Source organism: Rhodobacteraceae bacterium M385, from assembly GCA_025141835.1.
In the GTDB taxonomy this organism is placed as follows: Bacteria; Pseudomonadota; Alphaproteobacteria; order Rhodobacterales; family Rhodobacteraceae; genus Gymnodinialimonas.
In genome coordinates this window covers 266,062-290,630 of the sequence record CP081102.1, presented here as the reverse complement: position 1 = coordinate 290,630, position 24,569 = coordinate 266,062, and the positions used below count along the sequence as shown (strand labels likewise).

Here is a 24,569-nt window from a genome sequence, read left to right as displayed (position 1 = left end):
AGGAGAATAAGCACATGGCAACTAAACCCATGACTAAGACACAACTCGTTGCCGCACTGGCCGAGGAAATGGGCGGCGACAAGAAAGCCGCTGGTGCAGCACTCGACGCAGTAACGTCCGTGATCACCAAAGAAGTGGCAAACGGCGGCGCCGTGACCCTTCCTGGCATCGGCAAAGTATACTGCCGTGAGCGTCCAGAGCGCATGGTTCGCAACCCCGCCACGGGCGAGCAGATCAAAAAAGAGGCCGACAAGCAGGTGAAAGTCACCATCGCCAAGGCGCTGAAAGATTCCGTGAACGGCTAATATTGCTGTCCACTTGAAGACGTGAAAGGGTCGCGCCGAAGGGTGCGGCCCTTTTTCTTTGAAGGGACATTCGATGGACGTGCGCGCGGTACTTATGGGGCTAACATTCGCCCTGATTTGGTCATCAGCTTTTACCTCTGCCCGCATCATCGTAGAGGCCGCGCCGCCGCTCTATTCGCTATCTGCACGGTTCCTTGTTTCCGGGGTGATCGGCATCAGCATTGCGCTTGCTTTGGGCCAACGCTTCAACCTGACCCGCAACCAATGGCGGGCGGTCATCATCTTCGGCCTGTGTCAGAATGCGATCTATCTGGGCCTAAACTTTGTGGCCATGCAAACGATTGAGGCGTCCCTTGCGGCGATCATCGCCTCGACCATGCCGCTGCTGGTGGCCCTCGCAAACTGGACGATCTTCAAAGATCGCCTTCCCGCCTTGGGTATCCTTGGGATGGTGGCAGGCTTTGCCGGGGTTGCCATCATCATGGCGCAACGCTTTAGCGGCGGTGCGGACCCTTATGGCATTGCCCTTTGCCTGATCGGCGCAGTGGCGCTGGCGGCCGCGACGCTGACGGTAAAAAGCGCCTCGTCCGAAGGGGGCAATCTGCTGATGATCGTGGGGCTGCAAATGATCGTGGGCTCGGCCGCACTTCTGCTACCCGCCATGGCATTCGAGACGTTAACCGTAGATTGGACCCGTCCCTTCATCCTAGCCTTCATCTATACCACGCTGATGCCCGGCCTTGCGGCGACACTGATCTGGTTCTTGTTGGTGGGGCGGATCGGCGCGACGCGGGCAGCGACGTATCACTTTCTGAACCCCGTCTTCGGCGTCGCCATCGCCTTTGCCTTCCTGTCCGAGCAGCTTAGCTGGACCGACGCCCTTGGCGTGGCCATCATCGCGGGGGGCATCTTGGCGGTGCAACGATCCCGTATCAAAGGCTAAGCCGCGCGCGCCCCCCCCAGCAGACGCCTTTGGCCGACACCTTAGGGCTGCGTCACGCCATCCCCGCTGGTGGCCACCACGGTCAGGTTATCCAACGACCACTGCGCCGCGTCGCCTTCAACATCCGCATTCAGGCGCAGGACCAAGGTTTCCGCCGGATCGGCCAAGGTCATCCGCACCCGCAAGCTGGCAAAGGCGTCTGCCGTTCCGGGAAGGGCGGTTTCAGACGGACGGGGCTGGATCACATCGCTTCGCACAGCAATGTTGACGGTGTCCGTCTGGACCGTATCAAACGCAACCTCCCCAAGGCTCGCACCCTCGGGGACGTTCACGGTCAGCACTTCTTCTTCGCCAAGCGAGATATGGACACCACCCTGCCCCGCCCAATCACCGATCAGATGGATATCGAAGGTGATCTGCGCCGTGGTCGCATCCGTGTGCATCGCGAACGAGCGTTGCACAGCCGCGTCAGAGAAGGGGCCAAGAACCGGACCAAGGCCGGGCAGACGATCGCTGGTTTCAGCAGGGCTCCACCCCGGAGCGCCGAAGTTGAAATCCTGATACGCTAGAAGCGTATCTTGCCCCGCAAGTTGGTTGAAACTGCCCGCGCTGATTTCGTCGGGATCAACGGTGGTGCGCAGCAACGTCCCCAACAAGAACAACAGCGCGACACAGGCCACCGTCAGAACAAACCAATCAATCGTTACATAGCCGCGATGCGACCCACTGCTGTGAGCATTCTGCCCCATCAGACATCCAATTCTTAAGTCCCCAGAACCGCCTTATTTTTCCCGAAATGTGGCAGAAACATGGCCCATTCGGGACAGTTTTGCCACATTGTTCTAGAGTTGGAACCAAAGCCCTAAACAGCCAAGGATTGGATCGATAACACTGTATAACTTAACAAAATCCTACCCGATGTTGCCTCGGGTCTCGCCCACGTTGCCACCAATTTGCCCTCGTTGAAGCAAAATATGGTCCAGTAGGACGCAGGCCATCATCGCCTCACCGACGGGCACGGCGCGGATACCCACGCAAGGGTCGTGACGGCCCTTGGTGATGATCTCGGCCGGCTCTCCTGCCTTAGTGATCGTTGCACGCGGCGTGAGGATCGAGGACGTGGGCTTTACCGCAAACCGCACGATCACGTCTTGACCGGTAGAAATCCCGCCAAGGATGCCGCCCGCGTGGTTGCTGGAATATTCGGGGCCATTGGCGCCCATGTGGATCTCGTCGGCATTGGCAGATCCGGTCAGGGCAGCGGCGGCCATGCCATCGCCGATCTCAACGCCTTTCACGGCGTTGATCGACATCATCGCGGCGGCAAGGTCGGTGTCCAGCTTGGCATAGATCGGCGCTCCAAGCCCGGCAGGAAGGCCGCTGGCCCGAACCTCGATCACCGCGCCGACGCTGTCGCCGGATTTGCGCAGGCCATCAAGGTAGTCGGCCCAATCATCGGCGGCTTTTGCGTCGGGCACCCAGAACGGGTTCTGTTCAACCTGAGCAAGATCAAAGGCGGCGCGATCAATCGCGTGGGGGCCCATCTGCACCATATAGCCGGTCATCCGCAGGTCAGGCGCCAGCGCCCCAAGCGCCAACCGGGCGATGCCGCCCGCTGCCACCCGCGCCGCGGTTTCCCGCGCGCTGGAACGGCCACCGCCCCGAGGGTCGCGGATGCCGTACTTCTGCCAATAGGTGATGTCGGCGTGTCCGGGGCGGAACTTTTCTGCGATGTCGCCATAATCCTTCGACCGCTGGTCGGTGTTGCGGATCATCAACTGGATCGGCGTGCCGGTGGTGTGGCCTTCGTACACGCCAGACAGAATCTCCACCTCATCAGCTTCGCGCCGTTGGGTGGTGTATTTGTTCTGGCCCGGTTTGCGGCGATCCAGCCAGTGCTGAATGGCGGCAGCATCGACAGCAATCCCCGGAGGGCAGCCATCGACTGTCGCCCCCAAGGCCGGACCGTGGCTTTCGCCCCAAGTGGTGACGCGGAAAAGGTGACCGAAAGAATTCATGCTCATAGGCCCCGATTAGCCCCGTGGGGCGCTTTTGCCAAGTCGCTTGCCGACCCGCGCGCTTTAACCTAGGTCTGTAGGCACCTCGGGGGGGCCCGTGTATCGAATGATATTGAGTATCTGACGATATGCTGGCCTGAGATTGCGAAAGCTGACCCGTTGAACCTGAACCGGTTAACACCGGCGGAGGGAAGGTTATCGCGGCCAGATCGCCCGGACTTCACTTCGCCCCTAGCTTTGGAGGCGTGAGCCATGACTCTCACCAACACCACCATCATCGCTGCGGGTCTGACCCTTTTGACGGGGGCTGCCTTTGCGCAAGAGCCCGTCTTGACGGTCTACACCTACGACAGCTTCAATTCCGATTGGGGCCCCGGCCCCGGTGTCGAAGTCGCGTTTGAGGAAATCTGCGGATGCGACTTGCAGTTCACCTCGACCGGTGACGGAGCGGCGCTTCTGGCGCGGCTACGGCTGGAGGGCGAACGGTCCGAGGCCGATGTCGTCCTGGGCATCGACACCAACCTGACCGCCGCCGCCACTGAGGCGGGCTTGATGGCGGAACATGGCGTCACCACCGATGCATTGACCCTGCCCGTTGAATGGAACGACCCCTACTTCCTGCCGTTTGATTGGGGCTACTTTGCCTTCGTTCACCGCGCAAATATGGAAAACGTGCCTGCCAGCTTTGAGGCGCTTGCCGCATCGGAAACCTCCATCGTGATCCAAGACCCCCGGTCCTCGACCCCCGGTCTGGGCCTGCTGATGTGGGTGCAGAACGCCTATGGCGACGCTGCCCCCGCGATCTGGGAAGCGCTGGCCGACAACGTCGTGACGGTGACCCCCGGCTGGTCCGAGGCCTACGGCCTGTTCCTAGAGGGCGAGGCAGATATGGTTCTGTCTTACACCACCTCTCCTGCCTACCACCTGATCGCGGAAGAGGACGACAGCTACGCTTCTGCCTCTTTCAGCGAAGGCCACTACATGCAGGTCGAAGTTGGTGGCGTTCTGCAAACCGCCGACAACCCAGAGCTGGCGCAGCAATTCATCGAATTCATGGTATCTCCGGCGTTCCAGACGGTCATTCCAGAGACCAACTGGATGTATCCCGCGGCCTTGCCAGCCGAGAGCTTGCCAGAAGGCTTCGGGACACTGACGCAGCCAGAAACGGCGCTGATTTTCTCAGCAGCAGAGGCGGCAGCGGTGCGGGATGAGGCATTGGCCACATGGCAAAACGCGCTCAGCCAGTAACGCTGACCCAGACCATCGGCGGGGTTTTTACCTTGCTGGTGGCGCTGGCCATTCTTGCCCCCCTCGGCGCGGTGATCTTCCGGGCCGAGGGGTTTTCTGACCTGCGTGCAGCCGATTGGGCGGCCGTGCGGTTCACGCTGCTGCAAGCGGCCCTTTCGGCGTTCGTGTCCTGCATCGCGGCAATCCCCGTGGCGCGCGCCCTTGCTCGGCGCAAGTTTCTCGGGCGCGGCGCCTATATCTCGCTGATGGGGGCGCCCTTTATCCTGCCGGTGATTGTCGCCGTGATGGGGCTTCTGGCGATCTTTGGGCGGGCCGGTTGGCTGAATGCGGCGCTGGAGGGCATTGGCGCGGGTACGGTCGAGATTTACGGGATGGTGGGCGTTGTCATGGCCCATGTGTTCCTGAACCTGCCTTTGGCAACGCGGCTGTTGCTGCAAGCGTGGCTTGCGGTCCCGGCAGAGCGGATCAGGCTGGCCCATTCGCTGAACTTCACTGCTCAGGACATGCGCCGCCATTTTGGCTGGCCGCTGTTGCGGGCCACCCTTCCCGGTGCGGCCTTGGTGATTTTTCTGATCTGCACCACCAGTTTCGCCGTCGCCCTGATCCTTGGCGGAGGCCCCGCCGCCACCACGATCGAGCTGGCGATTTACCAAGCCTTTCAATTCGACTTCGACCTTGGCCGCGCGGCCCTTCTGGGGATGGTCCAAGTGGCCATCTGCGTTGGCGCGGGGTTGATCGTGTGGCGTTTTGCCAATGCGACCGAATTCGGCGGCGGGCTGGATCGCCCGGCAATGCCGTGGCCCGGTGACAGGCCGCTGTCGCGCGGCATCGACGCAGCCGCGCTGATCCTTGCGGGCGCGTTCCTTCTGTTGCCGCTGGCCGCTGTCGCCGGGCAAGGCATCGGCGCGGTCACGGGCCTGCCAATCTCGACGTGGGAGGCGGCGCTGCGCTCGGTCCTGCTGGCGCTGGCCTCCACCGCTCTGGCGGTGACGCTGGCCCTGCCCATCGCGCTGTTGATCGCGGGCAAACCCACCCGCGCGGGGTTGGAGGGCGTGGGTCTTCTGTCCATCGCCGTGTCGCCCCTGGTGATCGGGACGGGCCTGTTCCTGATCGTCTTTCCCATCGCTAACCCGGTGACGCTATCGCTGCCCATCACCGGCCTTGTGAATGCGCTGGTGGCGCTGCCTTTCCTTTTGCGGGCCCTGATCCCTGCCGCAAAGCAGGCAGAGGCCACACAGGGCCGCCTTGCCGACGCCTTGGGGATGCGCGGCATGGCCCGCCTGCGCCACGCGATCCTGCCGCGTCTGCGCCGCCCCTTGGGCTTTGGCGCGGGGTTAGCCGCGGCGTTTTCCATGGGAGACCTCGGGGTGATCGCTTTGTTCTCGGCCCAAGGGCAAGAGACGCTTCCGCTGGAGATGTATCGCCTGTTCGGCTCCTACCGCACCAATGACGCGCAGGGGGCGGCGGTGCTGTTGATGGCTCTGTCCTTGGGCATGTTCTGGCTATTTGACCAAGGGGGTCGCGCCAATGCTGCATCTTGAGAACATCCGCGTGCGCCAAGGCAGCTTTACGCTATCGGCGCATCTTACAGTGCCCGAGGGGGCGCGGGTCGCATTGATGGGCGCGTCGGGCAGCGGCAAGTCCACGCTGCTGTCCATGTTGTCGGGGTTCCTCTGGCCCGATGAAGGGCGCGTGTCGATGAAGGGCACAGACGTGACCAGATTGCCGGTGGCGGATCGGCCCGTCTCGATCCTGTTCCAGGACGGCAATCTGTTCCCGCATCTGAACGCCTTTGACAACATCGCCCTTGGGATTGCTCCGAACCTGAACCTGAGCGCGGCGGACAAGGCGCGGGTGGAGGGGGCCTTGAAGAAGGTCGATCTGGATGGAATGGCGGGGCGTATGCCTGCGGAATTGTCCGGCGGTCAACAAAGCCGCGTCGCCCTTGCCCGGATGCTGCTGCGCGACAAACCTGTGGCGCTTCTGGATGAGCCGTTCTCGGCCCTCGACCCCGGCTTGCGGCGCGAGATGTTGGGGCTGGTGCGGACCCTGTGCGACGAGACCGGCCAAACGCTGATGATGGCGACACACGATTTGCGCGATGCGGAACGCCTGTGCGACCGGGTGCTGCTGCTGGAAGCGGGAGAGGTGGCGTTGAACGCTGATTTGGGCGAAGCGATCGCGGATAAGGCGCCGGCCTTGCAACCTTGGATGTAGGGCACCCTGTCACGAGCGGGTGGCGGGCAAATGCCCGCCCTACTGCCCAAACGCAAAACGCGCCCCGAAGGGCGCGTTGCAATCTTTCATCGACGCGAGGCGTCTTAGCTGGCTTTTGCCCGCGCCTTGACCGGTGCCCAGAGGCGCTTGTTGGTCAGGTACAGCAGGACCGAGAACAAGCCGAGGATGATGAACGCCACAAAGCCCAACTGTTTCCGGGCCATCAGGTGAGGTTCCGCCGTCCACATCAGGAACGCTGCCACATCTTCTGCCATCTGCTCTACCGTTGCAGGGGTGCCATCGGCATATTCCACTGCGTCGTCATAAAGCGGGGGCGCCATAGAGATGTAGCCGCCCTCAAACGTCTCATTCTCATAAAGAATGCTGCCGAACTGCTCCTGCTCTTCGCCGGTGTAGTGGGTCAGAAGCGACGCGATGTATTCAGGACCGCCGATGCCGTAGATGAACTGGTTGATGCCAAGGCCGTAGGGGCCATGGAAACCAGCCCGTGCCTTCGCCATCAGGCTCAGGTCGGGGGCGCCAACGCCGTCATTTGCGGGGAAGTTGTCGTTCGGGGTTGCCGCACGCCAGTCCTGCAAATCGTCGTCGAATACCTCGATGAAGTTCTCATCGATGTAGGCACGCACTTCGTCTTCGGTCCAACCGATGCCGCCGTGATCGGCCAGCGTCCGCAAAGGGATATACTGGAGACCGTGGCAGCCCGCGCAAACCTGCGTATAGACCTGAAGGCCGCGCTGAAGCTGGTCCTGATCGAAGGTGCCGAAGGGCCCCTCGAACGAGAACGCATAGTTTTCAACGTGACCACCTTCACCAGCCGCCATTGCGCCGCCGGTGGAGAGGGACAGAGCCGCGATGGCGCTGATTGTAAGTTTCCTGAGCATTGTCAGATCCTCTCTCATTCAGCCGGGGTCGACGCAGAGGTCGAACCGGATGCGCCATGGCCTTTGCCATAGTGCTCGTTGAAGTCATCCTCGATCGTCTCGGGCTGTGGCAGCGGTTTCTCGATCACGCCAAGAAGCGGCAGGATGACGAGGAAGTACGCGAACCAATAGGCCGACGCGATCAGGGCGATGTAGGGATAGATCCCCTCGGCCGGGCGTGCGCCCACCCACATCAGAACCATGAAGTTGAAGGCGAAGACCCAGAACCACCACTTGAACATGGGGCGATAGCGGCCCGACCGAACAGAGGACGTATCCAGCCAAGGTGCCAGAGCCATCACAAGGATAGCGCCGAACATGGCGATCACGCCGAAGAACTTCGCATCGACGATGCCGCCGGTCAGGAAGTTCGCCGCGATCACGACCCAAACCTCGCCGTCGAACGCCCGCAGGATCGCGTAGAACGGCAGGAAGTACCATTCAGGAACGATGTGCGCGGGGGTCACCAGCGGGTTCGCCTCGATATAGTTATCGGGGTGGCCCAGATAGTTTGGCATGAAGCCGACGACCGCAAAGAAGATCACCAGGATCACGGCAAGCGCGAACAGATCCTTGATGACGAAGTAGGGCCAGAACGGCAGCGTGTCCGCCTCGGCTTCTTTCTTCGAGGTGCGACGCACTTCAACACCCGATGGGTTGTTGTTGCCCGTGGTGTGGAAGGCCCAGACGTGGACGATCACCAGGCCCAGGATCAGGAAGGGCAGCAGGTAGTGCAGCGACAGGAAGCGGTTCAGCGTGGCGTTGTCCACGGCGGGTCCGCCCAGAAGCCAAGTCTGAATGCCTTCACCGATGAACGGGATGGCGCCAAACAGGCCGGTAATCACGGTCGCGCCCCAGAAGGACATCTGCCCCCAAGGAAGAACGTAACCCATGAACGCGGTGCCCATCATCAGCACGTAGATCAGCATGCCGATGATCCATGTGACTTCGCGGGGCGCCTTGTAGGAGCCGTAGTAAAGGCCGCGGAAGATGTGCAGGTAAACGGCCACGAAGAACAGCGATGCGCCGTTCATGTGGATGTAGCGGATAGCCCACCCGCCGTTCACGTTACGCATGATGTGTTCAACCGACGCGAACGCCAGATCAACGTGGGGCGTGTAGTGCATGACCAGCAGCACACCGGTCAGGATTTGCATCACCAGACAGAACACCAGCACAATGCCGAAAATCCACATCCAGTTGAGGTTCTTCGGCGTCGGGATCATCAATGTGTCGTACATCAAAGCAACGACGGGCAAGCGGCGGTGAAGCCACTTCTCTGGCCGAGACTTTGGTTCGTAATGGTCGTGGGGAATACCACCCATGGTTCAATCCTCCCTTAACCGAGCAAAATTGTGGAATCGTCGAGGAACTCTGCTGGCGGAACCGGCAGGTTTTCAGGCGCAGGACCGCGACGAATACGGCCGGCGGTGTCGTAGTGCGACCCGTGGCAGGGGCAGAACCACCCGCCGAAGTCACCAGCGCCGTCACCAATTGGCACGCAGCCAAGATGCGTACAAACGCCCTGCATCACCAGCCATTCACCGGTGTTCTCGCCATCGGGCGTGACCAGCGTACGGTTGATATCTGCGGCATCTTCACCGGCGGCGTTGGCGTTTCGCGCGTCGGTATCGACAAGCTCGCTCATCTCTACGGCGCGGCCAGCTTCAATTTCTTCTTCTGTGCGGCGACGGATGAAAATTGGCTTACCAAGGAACAGCACGGTCAGCTGAGTGCCCGGCTCTACCCCCGACACGTCAACGCGCAGCTGGCTGGCAGCCTGCACATCAGCGGAAGGGTTCATGGAGTTCACCAGCGGCCAAGCGGCCGCACCTGTAACAACAACACCAGTACCAGCGGTGGCGTAGTACAGAAAATCCCGGCGGTCGCCGGACGGATCCTGTGTATCTGACACGAGCTCTGCGTCCTTTCTCTCTGGGTCCAAACGTCTTCAGACCTGGAAACGTCTAGTTGCGGCGACGGAATCCCTCCGCCCCCAAGCTGCTGTTGCTGTTACTGTTTGACGGTTTACGCGTCCAGCGGACAAACGCGCACACGGGGGCCGAAATGTCGCATATTTTCGCTCCGATCGCCCCACTGACGGCGATTCCCTTAGAAATGTCTGGAAATCACCGTTGCGCGAAGGGCTAATCCTCAAACAAAGCAGTGTCGTGGCCGTCGATGGTTTCCAAGTTCTTGCGGCGCCAGAAATCCTTGGTGCCATCTTCCCCCAAATCTTCAAAAAACGGGATCATTTCAACGGCGGAACGGTCCGATTGGTACGCCATGAAGGGCACGCCCGACCCGCAAGACATGTTCACGGAGTCGATCTGCATATCGAAAATCTGCCGGGTTCCGGCCATCTTGGGGAAGCGTGCGGCGGCCTCTGACCAAGCGTCATCACGCGGATGGATCGCCTTGGCTGTGCCATAGAGCCGCAGAATGAGCGCATCGCCCTCAAACGCGCAAAACATCAGGGTCATGCGGTCCGATTGCAGCAGATGGCCTGCCGTCTCATTGCCGCTGCCCGAAAGATTGAGCCATTGCACATGGGTGTCGCTTAGAATGCGCAGGCTGTCGGCCCCTTTGGGCGACATGTTCACCCGCCCCGTGGGCGCGGCGGTGGCCACAAAGAACATCTGCTGGCGCTGAATGAAGGCACGCAGCGTTCCGTTCAGTTTCGTTCCAAGAGGCATGGCGCAGGCTCCTTTTGGCGGAACATAGCGCGAACGCCCGGCCCTGCATAGCCTGCGCTGTGACGAGAATCCCTGCGACTACAGACCCGCGCGCATCAAGCGGTGCAGGATGCCCGAGCCGTCGTCGTATTCCGGCCCCTCCGCCACAAAGCCCAAGCGTTCATAGAACGGGATCGCATAGACCTGTGATTCGAGCTCGGCGGCGGTGAAACCACGCCCCTTGGCGTCGTCCATCAACGCCTGCATGATCTGCGCCCCAAGGCCCGTGCCCCGGTGGGCTTTCATCACCGCGACGCGCCCGATCTTGGCGGTGTCGCCCCGCGCGATGATCCGAGCAGTTCCCGCGCCGTCCCCCGCCAGATAATGCAGGCAGGTCGCATCATGGGCGTCCCATTCCTCGGCCTCGGGGATTTGCTGTTCTTCGATGAAGACCGCGCGGCGGATGTCGAAACAAGCCTGCCGCGCGGCGTCGGTGTCAGCGAGAGCGATCTTCATTCGGGCGCGGTATCAGCCATTGAGGGGCGTTCCGCGAAGCCTTTGTACCACGCCGCCAAAGCGTCGCGCCCTGTCCGCCAATCGCGGTCCTTATGGCGCAGGTCCAGATAGCCAAGCGCACAGGCGACACTGATCTGGCCCATATCCACGGGACCATAAAGATGGCTCATCCACTGGCGTTCCAACGCATCCAGGGACCGTGTGACCTTTACCCATTGGGCGTCGAACCAGTCGTTCCACCACAGCTCTTCTGGACGCAGGCGCTTTTCGTAAACGATGCCCACGGCGGCTTCCATGATACCGTCGCCTGTGGCCTCAAGCGTCAGACACTCCCACAAACGGCCCGCGGGGTAGAGGCCCGCTTGCGCACGATCATCCAGAAAACGGCACACAACGTTGCTGTCATAAATCGTTGGCCCGTCTTCACGCACCAACGCGGGGATTTTGCCCAAGGGATTGGCCGAGTTCAGGCGGTCTTCCCCACCCATAGGCGTGGCCGTTACCTGCACATAGGGCACATCCGTGATGCCTGCCTCTGCCACCAAAACACGCGCTTTGCGCACGAACGGAGAGGCATCAGAGCCCAGAAGTTCAATCATATCAGTCGCCTTATTCTCAGACGCGCTAGCGCCGTTCCATCGACACGGAAACGCGGACCAAACCGCCCTACCCGCAGTATTCTTGTGATTTTCGCGGCCGCCGCCAATTGCCCCGGCGCCTTGCACATCTGCACGCCCTCGGGGGCGGCATTCATTTCAGCCTCTACCGCAGGCGACAACCGCCCACGGGGGGCAAAACGCGCGGCGGCAAAACCCGCAGCGGCGAAAGCGCCGTAACGTAGCGCGATGAACGCCATTGGTGGAATGTTCAAAGCCATCCAGGTCATCCCCTTTGAAAGAGTGATGTCCTAGATGTAGGTCAGCGGCGCGTCCTTATCAATCGACGGAACGCCACCGGTCATCAGCGCGCTGAGCGTTTCAACCTCATGCCCGATGGGAGATTGCTTGATCGCCTCAGCCGCATTCTGCCGGGCGCTGTCGGGTTTGTTCTGGTTCAGCTTCCACGTCCCCTCCACTTCTTGGACCTCAAACCGGAAGGAGATGATTTGCCGTTGCAATTTCTCCAACAGGTCTGCCGACATCTTTGCCGTCGTCCACGGCTTTTTGGGGGCAAGGCGGTCCTCAAAATGGCCAGAGAGCCTGTCCAGATGAACGCGCGTTTCTTCAGGGGCCATCGGATGCAACAGGCCGCGCATGTGGACGGCTACGTAGTTCCATGTCGGCACCTGATTGGGGATGCTGTACCAATCCGGGGAGACATAGCTATCGGGTCCATTCACGGCGATCACCGCAGCGGTCGCGTCCTTCACCGCCCGCGCAATCGGGTTGGAGCGCACCAGATGAAGCTCTGCCGTGTCGCCGGCGTCATTTAGGAAAAACGGTACATGGGCAATCATCGGCGCGGGGTCGCCGTTGAGGCAAAGCATCCCAAAGCCCCGCTTTCGGCAAAGGCCGATGTTGGTGAAAGCAGGTTCTTGGCGAAAAGCCGGATTCGGATGCATGGATAGTCCCCATAGAATGAGTATGCGGCGCCACAAGCGGGCACGCCGTCAGCTTAACGATACAAAAGTTAACGAACTCGCCAAGCGGTTGATCTCTGACAAAAAAGAGATCGATGCACCTGCTCGGTTGCTGCAACACCGGGCTTTAAATCCGACTGTTGTGCTTTTGACCTATCCCTTTCGACAGGTGCCAGAAGGATCGTGTGTGTTGTGCAAACAAAGGGGCCGGAGCAGGCCATCTGTTTACTTCAAGGTTCAATGAATAAGTCGCCCCGGAATCACCCTTGGGCGCACAGGCTGTTCCCTTCGACGCCCGCAATTCTTGCGGTCACGATCTGCCCTTCCGGCTGTTCGCTGGCAAAGCGAACCTCGGTAAATTGCTCGGTCCGGCCCATGTGCGGGTTTTCCATCAAGATGCGGTGAACCTGCCCGACCTGCTTTTCGAGATGCGCAGTTACGGCGGCTTCACCGGCATCGCGCAACTGCTTGGCCCGCGCCTTGATGGTCGGGCCATCGACGGCGGGCATCCGGGCGGCAGGCGTGCCTTCACGGGGCGAATAGGGGAAGACGTGCAGCCACGTCAGGTCACATTCTTCCACCAACTTCAGGGAATTGGCGAAATGGGCGTCAGTCTCGGTCGGGAAGCCCGCGATAATATCGGCGCCAAAGGTGATGTCGGGGCGCAGGCGACGGGCCTCTTGGCAGAAGACAATCGCATCGTCGCGCAGGTGACGGCGTTTCATGCGCTTCAGGATCAAGTCATCGCCGTGCTGCAACGATAAATGCAGATGAGGCATCAAGCGCGGCTCTGTCGCGATGGCCTGCATCAGGTTTTCGTCCACCTCGATACTATCAATCGAGCTGATCCGCAGGCGCGGAAGGTCCGGCACCAGCTTCAGGATACGCATCACCAGATCGCCTAGCTTCGGCTCCCCCGGCAGGTCCGCCCCCCAAGAGGTCATATCAACCCCGGTCAACACCACCTCGTTGAAGCCGCGATCCACGAGGCGCTTGATCTGATCCACCACAACGCCCGCTGGAACAGAACGAGAGTTTCCCCGACCGTAGGGGATAATGCAGAAAGTGCACCGATGGTCACAGCCATTTTGCACCTGCACATAGGCACGGGACCGGGTGCCGAAACCATCGATCAAGTGCTCGGCCGTCTCAGTGACCGACATGATGTCGTTGACGCGCACCTTCTCGGTCTCGCCGATAAAATCAGCGGCCATGCCGGTCCATGTTTCGGGGTTCATCTTCTCGGTATTGCCAAGGACAAGGTCCACCTCTCCCATTGCCTCGAACGTGGCGGGCTCGGTTTGGGCGGCGCAGCCGGTGACGATCAGCTTGGCATCGGGGTTGTCGCGCTTCAGCTTGCGAATCTCTTGGCGGGCCTTGCGCACAGCCTCGGCCGTGACGGCGCAGGTGTTGACGACCACAGCGTTCTGCAAGCCGGCGGCGTCGGTCATTTCGCGCATCGCCTCGGTCTCGTAGGCGTTCAGGCGACAGCCCAGCGTGTGGAACACGGGCGGCTTATGGTTGGGCAAGCTCATGTCAGCGCATCAAGGAACGCGGGCGTCAAAGTCGCCGTGAACACATGGGCCGTGGGGCCTGTCATCCAGACGCCATCCTCGCGCCAATCAATCGCGATCTCTCCGCCGTCCAGCGTCAGGCGCACGCGGCGCCCGGTCAGTCCGCGACGCGCCGCGGCCACAGCCACGGCGCAGGACGAAGAACCCGACGCCAGGGTAACCCCAACGCCCCGTTCCCACACCCGCATCCGCAGATGATCCGGCCCGATCACATGGGCGAACTGGACGTTCGTGCGCTCAGGGAAAAGTGGGTCATGTTCGAAGCGCGCGCCAAGGCCTTCCAGATCTACAGCGTTGGCATCGTCCACGAAGAAGGTGCAATGGGGGTTGCCCATGCCCGTCGCCACCGGCGTGCCGTCAATCGGCAAGTTCAACGTATCGCAGGCATGGGCCAGCGGCACATCCTGCCATTCCAGAAGCGGCGCGCCCATGTTGACCGAGGTCAGCCCATCGCCCGCATCAACCGCCTCCAACAGCCCCCGCTCGGTTCGGAGCGTGATGCGGTCGCGCCCCGTCAGCTCCATCTCGCGCCGGGCAACACAGCGGGTCGCGTTGCCGCAAGCCCCGGCAACGGAGCCGTCGGCGTTCCAGAACGTCAGCCGCAGGTCACTATCATCGCCCGTTTCAATCACCGCCAATTGGTCAAACCCGACGCCGCGATGACGATCCCCCAAGCCTTGCGCCAACGCAGGCGTCATCACGCGATCACCGTCGCGGGCATCAATGACCACAAAGTCATTGCCAAGGCCGTGCATCTTTAAAAACGTCAGACCGGAAGGAGAAACAGGATCAGGCATTCGCCGCATATACGAGAACCCGGCGACAGTTCAAAGACCCCACGGGGATTTTCGCTTGACGCGCCCCGGAAGCGACCCTAGTAAGCGCGACTTGAGCGGGCCCTTAGCTCAGTTGGTAGAGCAGTTGACTTTTAATCAATTTGTCGCAGGTTCGAATCCTGCAGGGCTCACCATTTCACCTTATTTATCAGATATTTAAGCGCGAGACTTGGTGCAAGTTGTGCGAGCTCCCAATTCTGGAAGCATGGCGGAAGCAGCAGCACACGGATTCAAAGCGTGGTGAGGCCGCAACATACAAGCGTTTCTCGTGATTCGATGCCAACACGTGAGCAGGCCGCACCTACCCTCACTCCGCTCGGCGCGTCTATCGCGCGGGATGTCGGCCCACCATCTAACGGGACACCATGAGGCAACCCCGAGGGGACCATTCGCCATGGCCCCCTTCTCGATCCCCCTAGGCACTGCCCGATAGGGTAAGGGCGACTATCCAGCTCTAGTTGACACAAGCGTGTCAAATTCGATACCGTAGACTTCACTATCCAAGCCGAGCCAAAGGCCGGTTTGTCCGAACTGCGTTGCCACGAAAATCGGGTCACGCGCGAGCTTTAGCTTCCTGTCGGGGGGTGCCGATTCCGGCATCGCGCATTCGCTTCTTATGAAAATGAGAGGAGACCTGAAACTATGAACTCTCTAGTCAGAATACGTCGTGCCAAGATGCTTTCCCAAGGTGGGAAGTGTTTCTATTGCGGCAAACGCATGTGGGACAAAGCGCTCGACGCAACGGATTGCACTACACAGAAACGACGAACAAAGGCTCTTCAGTGTACTGCAGAACACTTATGGGCGCGCTCGGATGGAGGGTCAAACAATCCCGAAAACATCGTTGCGGCTTGTCGCTACTGCAACACCACACGGCACAAATGCAAAAAACCGCGTTCGCCGGAGAGCCACCGCGCTCACGTAAGACGACGCCTGAACCAAGGACGCTGGTTCAGCAGCTAATTTTCACTTAACTGTGGCTTTCGGCCCAAACCAGACGTTCGTTAGAGTCACAATTGCTGCAATGCGGCTCATCCAATTGAACGTTTGTTCTCAGTAACGCTAAGCCTGATCATGTGTCGCGTAGGCGCTCTACCCAAGTCTGGTCAATTTCATATCCCAGTTTTACCAGCGCGTGACCGAACTGCTTTGCGTACAACTGTGCAAATTCATAAGGGAGTTCTGATTTCCAACGGTGCAATTGACCAGACAAAATGTGCTGTGACGACTGCGCCGTTCTGGATCTACTTCCGAAAAGGCTCTCTTCTCGAAAAGCTACACTCATGTCCTCTATAGCTTTTGCCTCGTATCCTAGTTGCTGGAGCATTCGTGCAAACCGTATCATTTCCACATCGTTCATCATGTCTTCGTATCGCCACGCGATGTTCCGATGGTCGGAGTAGTCCCAGGCCAGCATTTTCTTCACGGTACGACTGTGAATGTGGGTCATTTCGAAACGAAGCTGGGCGAGCCGATCAGGCAAACTCCGAAGCTTCTGTTGATAGGTTAACCCACCAAAGCGATCTCTCGGGGTGTGAATGATTGCTTCGGGCGATTTCGGCGTGGGAGAGTGCAGTAGGTGGTAATTTAATCCGGAAAGTAAGACATCTCGGGGATCACGCACCGAGTAAACAAATCGCATGGTTTCACAATCATCCAACACCTTCGGTCGAACGCCGTTTCCGGCGAATAGAAAACACGTTCCATCTTCAATCAACGCCCGTATGCTGTCAGCATCTTCAGGGCGCTGTGCAAGGTGCAGTTGCTTTCCTTGAGTGCGCGCAACCGCTTGAAACACCCGTCTGAGCCAAACTGTCCCGGTCTTATGATTGGTAATGACGCAAAGCGATTTTGCCGCCAATTTTCTGCCTTTCAAATCAATGCCACGCACGCTCAACCGGTCCATGAACCATGTCCAACGCTCAATTGGCACCGAACAGTCAACACGGCGACGTCAGCAGTCGGGTCAATCAAAACTTCGGGGAATACGCAACTTCCATTGATTGTCCGCGGCCTTCTCTTGCATGGTTTCGTTTCAACTCAGCACTCGATGTTCTCAAGGTTGATCGTAGGAAAGCGGTGGCCCATTAGGTCGATCTTTTCGTCTTCAGTTAATTTTCGAGCATTCGGCCTTGATGTCGCGTTACTTACATTGCTTTCGTGAAGGAGCCTCAGAAACGCGGGGCCGCCCCTATCGCAAATGGTGGGAAGATGCTGCGCGACATGGCGATGTGGTCCCAACTGGTAGACCGTGGGGAATCTAGCTGCGGCCAGGTCATCAACTGCTAGTAGCGCAAGTCCCGCACCTGAGAAGGGACGACCATCGACTGTCATTACGCCCTCAGAATCTTTCTGCAGCGAGTATTCTACTCCCCTGTTGAAAGTAAGCGCGGAGGTCTCATTGACTTTTTTGAGGTGCGACCGAACTCTGGCTATATAATCAGCCGCGAGCGCATCATCATCATCAATCCTGAATGTCGCCCACCTTCCTGCATCCGGGGAAATCGCCGTTTCCAATGCTACTTTACATCCGAACCGAAGCATTCGACTGGGTGGCACCGGAACAATAAAGGCTTGTGGGAAGCCGCTAAGCAGCCGTTTGAGTTGACGTAAATATGATTCAGGAATGTTCGTCGTGATCAAAACTGCAAGGCGAAAATCGAAATCAGTCTGTGCTCGCAGCGAGGGAAAAAGAAGCGTTTGAAGCAGGTGCAGTCGTTGCTCCATGCGCTCCTTTGCAAAGATGAGTTCGCACCGGTCCTCGTAAGACTGATCTACCAATGCAGGGAATCCTCTGTTGGTTTTAAGAACCATAGAGAAACGTAAGATACCTAGAACTTCCGGCATGACTGCCAAACCTTTCACAATGCTCCGCAAGCCAAGTGCCGTCTTAGGCAATACTTGGTTCGTGTGGGCACCACTGTCACTTTATCTGTCTATGAACTCAACCTATGTGACTTCCGTCAGCCATCGCAGCCTCTTGCTCAAACGCCTCTGCAACCTGCGCCGCAGCAGATTGGCTGGCAAGAATTCGGCGTCCATATCGGGCCGGCATCTCCGGGGACCGCCAGCGGCCTGCCACCATGATGGACGAAAGACTGCAATTTAACCGAAAGGCGTCGTGGACGCCCCCTACACGCATACTGTGCGACGACACATCCTTGCGATCAAAACGACGTTTCATAATCCGAGATACAGTTGCCGGAGACAACGGCTTCCGAATTGCATGGCATTGTGACTTGGTGAAGATGGGATCATCGGTCTTCAGCTCTGCCACTTCGATCCACTTTAGAACGGCACTTGATGCTCCCTTGGATAGGAAAGCGTAGTCCCCTTTTGCAAACTGATCTGTCTTCGAACGCCTCACAAATAGTAGACTCGAACCGTCATCTTGACGTTCTAGGTCGCACACTTTGAACGCTACAAGCTCTGAAACCCGGCACCATGTATCAGAAGCGGCCCAGATCAAGGCACGATCGCGCAATTCCTGCCTGCTCGTTCCCAAAGCGGCGACCACCTTTAGCACTTCTGCTTTTGCAAGTGGGGGCGCCTGTCGCGTAAAGGCTCCATACTTTCTCTTCACGGCTTTCAGAGCGAGTTCGACGAGCCTATGGCGGCACGGCGATGGAAGAAAAAGCGCTCGATGGTGCTCGCTGATTGCCCAAAGGCGAGTTGCAATCGTGTTCGCGCTTAACTTGCCACCCATCGCTTCGATGTACTCAGCGACAATCTGTGGCTGGACAGGAGGGGTAGCCTCGTAGCCCCGCTCGCTGCACCACTCCGAAAAAGCCTTTTTAATTTGCCTCAGATTTCTGAGCGTCTCAGGAGCGAAAGCTTCCAACGAACGACGCTCATACTCCTCTATAATCGCTTGGCGCTTTTGTTCAGACTGGCTTGTCAAAACTGTCAGCACTTCTGCTCTCTCAAACTCTCGATCAAACACGGTCGTCATTTGAACCCTCCTCCGTAGATGCATGGACGTTGCAAGGATGGGCATTAATCAATCGTTAATACATTGCTCCTATACTTTAATCATCGAATATATGGGTACCAGCATGTCGAAAGATGATGAGTTGAGTCGGGTCGAAAAATTAGAAAATGCACTGCTCGAGTATGTTGCTCGCTACGGCGCAACCGACCTAGCGGTCGATGCATTTACTGACGCAAAAGATCCTGAAAAGCGGATCAAATCGATTGAAACTCACCCTGAGAAGGGTGAGCTGAGATTTACCTTCAAAAGCAACTAAATGGTCATTGAGCCGCGTCTTAATGGTAGTGTTGATACGTTCTTGCTGGCTATCTTGCGTTTGCAGCGAACGGCAGTTCTCCGCCCTTCCTACCTTCCTACCTTCGAACCAACGCTCCATACTTCTCTGCGGCTTCGCTCATCCGTTTCCCTAGATCACGCTTATGTTGCGCCAAGAAATCTTCCACCCGCGACGGCATTTCTTCGAGGAATTCGGGCACGTCGGCCTCTTGCACGCCTTCAAGGTACGCCAAGGTCACGCTATGGGCAGCGATCGATCTAAGAAATTCAAGCTGCTTCTGTTGAAGGTCGGCAGCGTGAACGAGCTCAGGTGCCACTTGGACATCATGTGAAAACAGCCCTGCTTCGACCACGGCGTTCGCGGTTTTCCAAAGGGGATGCAGCGGCCAACGTGAGCGGTTTGTATCCCCGATTGGAACATGGAGCGAGACATCGTGTGAAAGACGCGCCATCTCAGCTTCTAACTCTTCGTAGAACGAGACCCAGCCACGAATGTTTGTTCGGTTGCGGAGCGCTGTTTTGGCAAGCCTTAGCTCGACACGCCAGACTTGGCTGGTTTCTCTTCGTGTCATGTCGAGCGGCGATAGTCCGAGACGAGTTGCGGCTTCCTGCCAGATCAGGGGCCATTCGTGTTTGTGCTCTTTCAGGACCTCTTCACGCTTGTCGTAAACAATCGCTTGGCGACCGGGCATCTTACCAATGGTCACGGAGGTGATGCGTCCTGAGCGGGATTGTGTAGTGCTGGCCGCAAGATCCATGTGTGTCTTGAGCATGGTCCGCGAATGCACAACGAAAGCGTTGGGGTCGAGCGAAAACGTCGGATCGAGGATATCAACGGCGAAATCTACGCGTCCGATGCTGATACCGTCAGGAGGAACACGAAAGCCCAATTTCTCACACGTAGCCTCAAGATCGTGCCGTACCTTTTCCAATCCGTACAGGGCCAGAGCGCGAGACCTGATCGAGACATGTACGCCCCACGGGTCGGAAGCGTTTGGTTTCTTGACCGCCCAGATCGCGCCCTCAGCCCCGGTATTAAACGTGTAGGTGTAACCGCCCTGTCGCCCCGACGAGCTGATGTAGATTTTGACACCGTTGAAGGTTGTGTAGGCTTCATGTTGACGTTCGGTGGCAAAGGTCTTGCCCGCTTCCAACTTTTCTACCAATTCAGGTGGGGCGTGAGCTTTGATTGCCAAATCGAGACCGTCGAAGCCAGAATAGAGGACATGCATAGTGTTTTCCTTTCGATGTATTTCTAGGAGGGGGTGCTACAAAGACCCCCTTTAGGAACCTTCAGAAGCACGCTCGCCCACACACCGCGCCCGCCGCCTGACGGCGGCCATGCACGGTAGCGCGGTCGAGTTGAGCTTGAATTGCATTCGTCATTGGGACGTGTGCGCCTTCCGACGCGCATCAACCCAATTCAAGACGTCGCAACGGCGATATCGCACAGAACGTCCGAGCTTAAAGTATTCGGGACCCTGCCCGGTCACGCGCCATTTCTGGATTGTGCGAACTGAGTGGCAGATCAAATCAGCCACTGCGTGTTCATCGAGAAGACCTTGCAGGTCCAAATTAGTATGTGAAACGGTGTTCCCATCCATGTAACGCTCCATTGCTTTTGCGATGGGACATTCCTAGTGGGTGCAATTTCGGAAATCGCTTGAATCCATAGACAGGGTTATTTGGCCAAGTGGCCACTAAATATGTAAGTCTTTGTTTTTACGATCGTATTCTAGAAAGCTTCGCAACTTCTTGATGGTCTCTTCTTCCGTATGCCTGGTATCTAGAGGCCCAAAAGCTGCCCAGCAGAACCGCGCTGCGTCAGAGACCGCCTTACCCTCGATCACATCATACGTGAATTCTCGATCAAACGTTCCGCACCAAATTATCCGGATCTGGCGGACCCAATCGTTAAAAGCCGCGTCTCTCTTTGGGCCGCGCTGGCCAAACAAATGTCCGTCCATTTGTTCGACTACAAAAGCGCGTTCCGACAGTGCGTCCAGCATTGCAACGATCTCTGAAATACTGGCCCTGCTAGGACAATGCCTTGGGCCGATCTCGGCAGAGATCGTGACTTCACTGTATGCCTCGTCTTCAAGTCTCGCGCGATGCACCAGATAATCGTTGGGAGCATTATCAGGCTCTTGGGGCGCTTCCCCAATATCGCGCCACACTTCATCCGGCATCGACCTCATCTTTTTGGTCGTGGCGCTTAAGCTTTTGCTCAGGTCTTTAAGTGCTGCTCTCGTATCACCAACATTAACTGGCCCACGTTGGCGACAGACAGACCATCTTCTTGCCGCATGCTCCAAATGCGCTGCGAACTGACCCAACAGTTCCGATCGCACACCGAATTCGGATGCAATTTCATGCACTTGCACCTCAGTATAGAACTCTCTTTTGCTCGCCTTTTCTTCCGCACTGGCGGTCCTGTCTAGGTACTGTCCAATCATTGCACGACCCGCAGTTTAGTCATCGTAGACCGCCGCCCCAGAGCACCCGCCAGCTTACCCGCGACCGACCCTGCCGCCTGTTGCACGGCTTCATCCGCAAAGTGCGAATATCTCAGCGTCGTCTGCAAATTTTTATGGCCCATGATTTCTTTAAGCAGGAACGGATCAATCCCACTCATAACCGCAACGCTGGCATAAGTGTGGCGCAGGTCGTGCATTCGAACGTCTTCTAACCCTGCCAGCTTTCTGATGCGCAGCCACGGGCTGTTGAGGTTCACCAAATGCCCGTGATCCGTCACGCCGAGGATCACATAGGGGTTCCCAGCCCTACGCGGCAGCGATGTGATGATGTCATAGGCCTCGCGCGGCAGAGGGATGCGGCGACGCCCTGTCTTGCTGTCTGGCAGCTCGAGGTGCCGTGGTGTGACGTACTCCCACTTGAGGGACAGGATTTCGCCCAACCGGCAACCCGTAAGAACCAGCAGAGAAATAGCCGCCACCGCGTATTCCGTTTCTTGCCCCGTCGCCAATACATCTTCCAAGACCTGCCCCAACCGGGCTTGTTCGTCATCTGACAGATACCGCTTCTTTTCTTCCTCTCGGTACTTCTTGATCCGACGCGCCGGGTTTGAACCTTCGTTACGCAACCCCCAATCTTCCGCGAGGTTAAACATGCGCGAGAGCATCGCGACAGCCCGGTTCGCGGTATAAGGACGGTCGCGCAGGTCGTGATGGAAGGCGACCACATCGGCACGGGTCAGATCCCCAATCTTGCGGCTTCCCAAGCGGGGCCGAACGCAAGTTTCGATATAGGTGCTGTACCCGTTAAACGTCGAAGGCTTGCAGTGGAGAGACACATACTCGCTCAGAAACCGATCACATAACGAGGAAATCGTCGGCTCTCTAAGTCTGCGCTGGCGGTCCTCAGCTGGGTTTTCGCCGCGAGCTACATCACCTAACAGTTTACGTGCTTCTACCCGCGCTTGATCCGCCGTTAAAACACCGTGCTGACCAATGGTCTTCCGCCGAGACCGTCCACCTGCGCGGTACTGAATGAGGTAGGACTTCCGGCCAGATGGCATCACGCGAACGCCGAACCCAGAGAGTTCACTGTCCCAAACAAAGTAATCTTTGTCGGAAATCGCAAGCTGATCGATAGAACGTTTCGTTAACTTCAACATGTTCAAGACCTCCTCTAAACCGTCCATTTTCTGGAAGCACTGCGGCAGCACCAGAACCGAAAACATGGCGTAACAGGTGCAACAGCAGCGTAGAGAAGATCAAAGAAAATCGTTTCGTTGCATGAATTTACCGCAACACAGCGCAATTGAGCGAAGACCGAAGAAATCGCACTTTCACAGCTTTTAATCAATTTGTCGCAGGTTCGAATCCTGCAGGGCTCACCATTTCCCCTCAGGATATTGCTGTTCCCCCCGATCCGCCGGGGTTGAGGCTTTGTGGACTGAGGTTTCTTTCCAGCGTCGCTATTGGTGTGTAGCAAGTCGGTGCTATCGCGTTGGAATCGCGTAGATCACGTTAGTTGGGGCCCATGTTTCTAAGTATCTTTGACATCTTCAAGGTCGGCATCGGCCCGTCTTCGTCGCACACGATGGGGCCTATGACGGCGGCTGCGCGGTTTTTGGACGACCTGCGCTCGGGCCGCGAGAAAGAGCCCGGCGCGGGAGAGCTTGGCGGTTTGGGATGCTCTCTCCATGGATCGCTCGCCTTTACCGGCAAAGGTCACGCGACGGATCGAGCGGCGATTCTGGGGTTTGCCGGGTTTGAACCTGCCACCCTTGATCCTGACCGAGCCGAACCGCTGGAGGCTGAGATTCGCGCCTCGGGCACGGTGGCCCCCGATGGTCTGCCACCCCTGAAATTCGCGCCCGACACCGACCTGATCTTTGACTACGACACCATCTTGCCCGGCCACGCCAACGGGATGGTGCTGCGCGCCTTTGACACCAACGGACACCTCTATCTGGAAGAGACCTACTATTCTGTCGGCGGTGGCTTTGTGGTCACGGCCAAAGAGTTGGACGCCCAGAACGATGGCCCCGACGCGCTTCACGCCGAAAAAGCCGACGCGGGCTTTCCGCATCCCTTCGGGTCAGCCATTGAGATGCTGGAGATGGGCAAAAAATCTGGCAAGACCATCGCCCAGATGAAGTGGGAGAATGAATCAGCGCTGGCCCCTCGTGCCGATGTCCGCCAACGGCTCGACACGATCTGGGCCGCGATGAACGATTGCATCGACCGGGGCCTGCGGATGGAAGGGGAATTGCCCGGCGGTCTGGCCGTCAAGCGCCGCGCGAAACACATCCACACGCAGTTGAAGGCCGAAGCGGGCACCAATCAGGCGCAACCTCACGTGGCGAACGATTGGCTGTCTGTCTATGCGATGGCCGTGAACGAGGAAAACGCCGCGGGGGGCCGCGTTGTCACCTCGCCCACCAATGGGGCGGCGGGCGTTGTTCCGGCGGTGCTGCGCTACTATCGCGACCATTGCATCGGCGCGACAGAAGACGGCCTGCGCGACTTCATGATGACTGCCGCCGCGATCGGCGGGCTGATCAAGCACAACGCCAGTATTTCCGGCGCAGAGGTCGGCTGCCAAGGCGAAGTGGGCAGTGCTTCGGCCATGGCGGCGGCGGGGCTGTGTGCCGCCCTTGGCGGCAACAACGCACAGATTGAGAACGCCGCAGAGATTGCCTTGGAACATCACATGGGCATGACCTGTGATCCCGTGGCGGGCCTTGTGCAAGTGCCCTGCATCGAGCGCAACGGCCTAGGCGCGATCAAGGCGGTATCGGCGGCGTCCCTTGCCCTGCGTGGCGACGGCAACCACTACATGCCGCTGGATAATTGCATCGAGGCGATGCGCCAAACCGGCATCGACATGAGCACCAAGTACAAAGAAACCTCGATGGGTGGTTTGGCGGTCAACTTACCGCAATGCTGAACCGCGCCGCGCAGTTGACGACAATGTGAGGC

Annotated in this window: 26 protein-coding genes, 1 tRNA gene and 1 riboswitch; of the genes, 9 read left to right on the top strand and 18 right to left on the bottom strand. The window is 58.5% G+C overall.

Annotation, left to right across the window (positions count from 1 at the left end):
* Positions 1-14: 14 nt before the first annotated feature.
* A complete protein-coding gene (locus K3728_01385; protein UWQ95925.1) occupies positions 15-305 on the top strand; it encodes an HU family DNA-binding protein in 291 nt (96 codons plus the stop codon).
* A 73-nt stretch (positions 306-378) separates the two neighbouring features.
* Positions 379-1,248, top strand: a complete 870-nt coding sequence (locus tag K3728_01380; protein ID UWQ95924.1) for a DMT family transporter — start codon at positions 379-381, stop codon at positions 1,246-1,248.
* A 41-nt stretch (positions 1,249-1,289) separates the two neighbouring features.
* Here K3728_01380 and K3728_01375 read toward each other — a convergent pair whose 3' ends face one another.
* Positions 1,290-1,997: a hypothetical protein gene (locus K3728_01375; GenBank protein UWQ95923.1), complete on the bottom strand. Its 708-nt coding sequence runs from the start codon at positions 1,995-1,997 to the stop codon at positions 1,290-1,292.
* A 162-nt stretch (positions 1,998-2,159) separates the two neighbouring features.
* Positions 2,160-3,272 carry a chorismate synthase gene (aroC, locus tag K3728_01370; GenBank protein UWQ95922.1) on the bottom strand — a complete coding sequence of 371 codons (1,113 nt, stop codon included), beginning with the start codon at positions 3,270-3,272 and terminating at the stop codon, positions 2,160-2,162.
* Between the two features lie 70 nt (positions 3,273-3,342).
* Positions 3,343-3,475, top strand: a riboswitch (TPP riboswitch).
* Between the two features lie 43 nt (positions 3,476-3,518).
* Between aroC and thiB the strand changes: the two genes are divergently transcribed.
* From thiB to K3728_01355, 3 genes are read left to right on the top strand one after another with little or no spacing between them, the layout of a single operon-like run.
* On the top strand, positions 3,519-4,514 hold the full coding sequence (gene thiB, locus K3728_01365) for a thiamine ABC transporter substrate binding subunit (GenBank protein ID UWQ95921.1): 996 nt from the start codon (positions 3,519-3,521) through the stop codon (positions 4,512-4,514).
* The gene (locus tag K3728_01360; protein ID UWQ95920.1) at positions 4,490-6,055 is read left to right on the top strand and encodes a thiamine/thiamine pyrophosphate ABC transporter permease ThiP; all 1,566 of its coding nucleotides are present in this window, start codon (positions 4,490-4,492) and stop codon (positions 6,053-6,055) included. The genes thiB and K3728_01360 overlap by 25 nt, the downstream gene beginning before the upstream one ends.
* Complete coding sequence (locus K3728_01355) at positions 6,042-6,731, top strand: ATP-binding cassette domain-containing protein (GenBank protein UWQ95919.1); 690 nt, start codon at positions 6,042-6,044, stop codon at positions 6,729-6,731. Before K3728_01360 ends, K3728_01355 begins: the two co-directional genes overlap by 14 nt.
* A 104-nt stretch (positions 6,732-6,835) precedes the next feature.
* Here K3728_01355 and K3728_01350 read toward each other — a convergent pair whose 3' ends face one another.
* The 10 genes from K3728_01350 to dapF all read right to left on the bottom strand — a co-directional run bounded on the left by K3728_01350 (position 6,836) and on the right by dapF (position 14,822).
* Positions 6,836-7,633, bottom strand: a complete 798-nt coding sequence (locus K3728_01350) for a cytochrome c1 (protein UWQ95918.1) — start codon at positions 7,631-7,633, stop codon at positions 6,836-6,838.
* A gap of 14 nt (positions 7,634-7,647) precedes the next feature.
* A complete protein-coding gene (locus K3728_01345) occupies positions 7,648-8,997 on the bottom strand; it encodes a cytochrome b N-terminal domain-containing protein (GenBank protein ID UWQ95917.1) in 1,350 nt (449 codons plus the stop codon).
* Between the two features lie 14 nt (positions 8,998-9,011).
* Positions 9,012-9,587, bottom strand: coding sequence for a ubiquinol-cytochrome c reductase iron-sulfur subunit (gene petA / locus K3728_01340; GenBank protein ID UWQ95916.1), 576 nt, complete (start codon positions 9,585-9,587; stop codon positions 9,012-9,014).
* Positions 9,588-9,819: 232 nt separating this feature from the next.
* Positions 9,820-10,368, bottom strand: coding sequence for a pyridoxamine 5'-phosphate oxidase family protein (locus K3728_01335; GenBank protein UWQ95915.1), 549 nt, complete (start codon positions 10,366-10,368; stop codon positions 9,820-9,822).
* Positions 10,369-10,446: 78 nt separating this feature from the next.
* A complete protein-coding gene (locus K3728_01330) occupies positions 10,447-10,863 on the bottom strand; it encodes a GNAT family N-acetyltransferase (protein UWQ95914.1) in 417 nt (138 codons plus the stop codon).
* On the bottom strand, positions 10,860-11,459 hold the full coding sequence (locus K3728_01325) for a glutathione S-transferase (protein ID UWQ97404.1): 600 nt from the start codon (positions 11,457-11,459) through the stop codon (positions 10,860-10,862). Before K3728_01325 ends, K3728_01330 begins: the two co-directional genes overlap by 4 nt.
* Positions 11,459-11,740 (bottom strand): hypothetical protein, encoded by a 282-nt coding sequence (locus K3728_01320; GenBank protein ID UWQ95913.1) that lies wholly within the window; start codon positions 11,738-11,740, stop codon positions 11,459-11,461. The genes K3728_01325 and K3728_01320 overlap by 1 nt, the downstream gene beginning before the upstream one ends.
* A 30-nt stretch (positions 11,741-11,770) precedes the next feature.
* Positions 11,771-12,424, bottom strand: a complete 654-nt coding sequence (locus K3728_01315; protein ID UWQ95912.1) for an FMN-binding negative transcriptional regulator — start codon at positions 12,422-12,424, stop codon at positions 11,771-11,773.
* Between the two features lie 278 nt (positions 12,425-12,702).
* Positions 12,703-13,977, bottom strand: coding sequence for a tRNA (N(6)-L-threonylcarbamoyladenosine(37)-C(2))-methylthiotransferase MtaB (gene mtaB / locus K3728_01310; GenBank protein UWQ95911.1), 1,275 nt, complete (start codon positions 13,975-13,977; stop codon positions 12,703-12,705).
* A complete protein-coding gene (dapF, locus tag K3728_01305; GenBank protein ID UWQ95910.1) occupies positions 13,974-14,822 on the bottom strand; it encodes a diaminopimelate epimerase in 849 nt (282 codons plus the stop codon). The genes mtaB and dapF overlap by 4 nt, the downstream gene beginning before the upstream one ends.
* Before the next feature lie 88 nt (positions 14,823-14,910).
* Here dapF and K3728_01300 point away from each other — a divergent pair.
* Positions 14,911-14,986: transfer RNA gene (locus K3728_01300), tRNA-Lys, on the top strand.
* A gap of 583 nt (positions 14,987-15,569) precedes the next feature.
* On the top strand, positions 15,570-15,815 hold the full coding sequence (locus K3728_01295; GenBank protein UWQ95909.1) for an HNH endonuclease: 246 nt from the start codon (positions 15,570-15,572) through the stop codon (positions 15,813-15,815).
* 109 nt (positions 15,816-15,924) lie between these two features.
* Here the strand turns inward: K3728_01295 and K3728_01290 are convergent, their stop codons facing one another.
* The 3 genes from K3728_01290 to K3728_01280 all read right to left on the bottom strand — a co-directional run bounded on the left by K3728_01290 (position 15,925) and on the right by K3728_01280 (position 18,804).
* Positions 15,925-16,758 carry a sulfotransferase domain-containing protein gene (locus K3728_01290; GenBank protein ID UWQ95908.1) on the bottom strand — a complete coding sequence of 278 codons (834 nt, stop codon included), beginning with the start codon at positions 16,756-16,758 and terminating at the stop codon, positions 15,925-15,927.
* Positions 16,759-16,892: 134 nt separating this feature from the next.
* Entirely contained in the window at positions 16,893-17,699 is an 807-nt protein-coding gene (locus K3728_01285; GenBank protein ID UWQ95907.1) for a putative rhamnosyl transferase, read from the bottom strand.
* A 97-nt stretch (positions 17,700-17,796) separates the two neighbouring features.
* The gene (locus tag K3728_01280) at positions 17,797-18,804 is read right to left on the bottom strand and encodes a tyrosine-type recombinase/integrase (GenBank protein UWQ95906.1); all 1,008 of its coding nucleotides are present in this window, start codon (positions 18,802-18,804) and stop codon (positions 17,797-17,799) included.
* A 103-nt stretch (positions 18,805-18,907) separates the two neighbouring features.
* On the opposite strand from K3728_01280, the gene K3728_01275 reads away from it, so the two are divergent.
* Positions 18,908-19,099, top strand: a complete 192-nt coding sequence (locus tag K3728_01275) for a hypothetical protein (protein UWQ95905.1) — start codon at positions 18,908-18,910, stop codon at positions 19,097-19,099.
* A 97-nt stretch (positions 19,100-19,196) separates the two neighbouring features.
* On the opposite strand, the gene K3728_01270 is transcribed toward K3728_01275, so the two are convergent.
* From K3728_01270 to K3728_01260, 3 genes are all read right to left on the bottom strand, one after another.
* The gene (locus tag K3728_01270; GenBank protein ID UWQ95904.1) at positions 19,197-20,351 is read right to left on the bottom strand and encodes a hypothetical protein; all 1,155 of its coding nucleotides are present in this window, start codon (positions 20,349-20,351) and stop codon (positions 19,197-19,199) included.
* A gap of 468 nt (positions 20,352-20,819) precedes the next feature.
* Positions 20,820-21,575: a hypothetical protein gene (locus K3728_01265; GenBank protein UWQ95903.1), complete on the bottom strand. Its 756-nt coding sequence runs from the start codon at positions 21,573-21,575 to the stop codon at positions 20,820-20,822.
* On the bottom strand, positions 21,572-22,756 hold the full coding sequence (locus K3728_01260; GenBank protein ID UWQ95902.1) for an integrase arm-type DNA-binding domain-containing protein: 1,185 nt from the start codon (positions 22,754-22,756) through the stop codon (positions 21,572-21,574). The genes K3728_01265 and K3728_01260 overlap by 4 nt, the downstream gene beginning before the upstream one ends.
* A gap of 368 nt (positions 22,757-23,124) precedes the next feature.
* Here K3728_01260 and K3728_01255 point away from each other — a divergent pair, with 368 nt between their 5' ends.
* Entirely contained in the window at positions 23,125-24,537 is a 1,413-nt protein-coding gene (locus tag K3728_01255; GenBank protein ID UWQ95901.1) for an L-serine ammonia-lyase, read from the top strand.
* Positions 24,538-24,569: the final 32 nt, after the last annotated feature.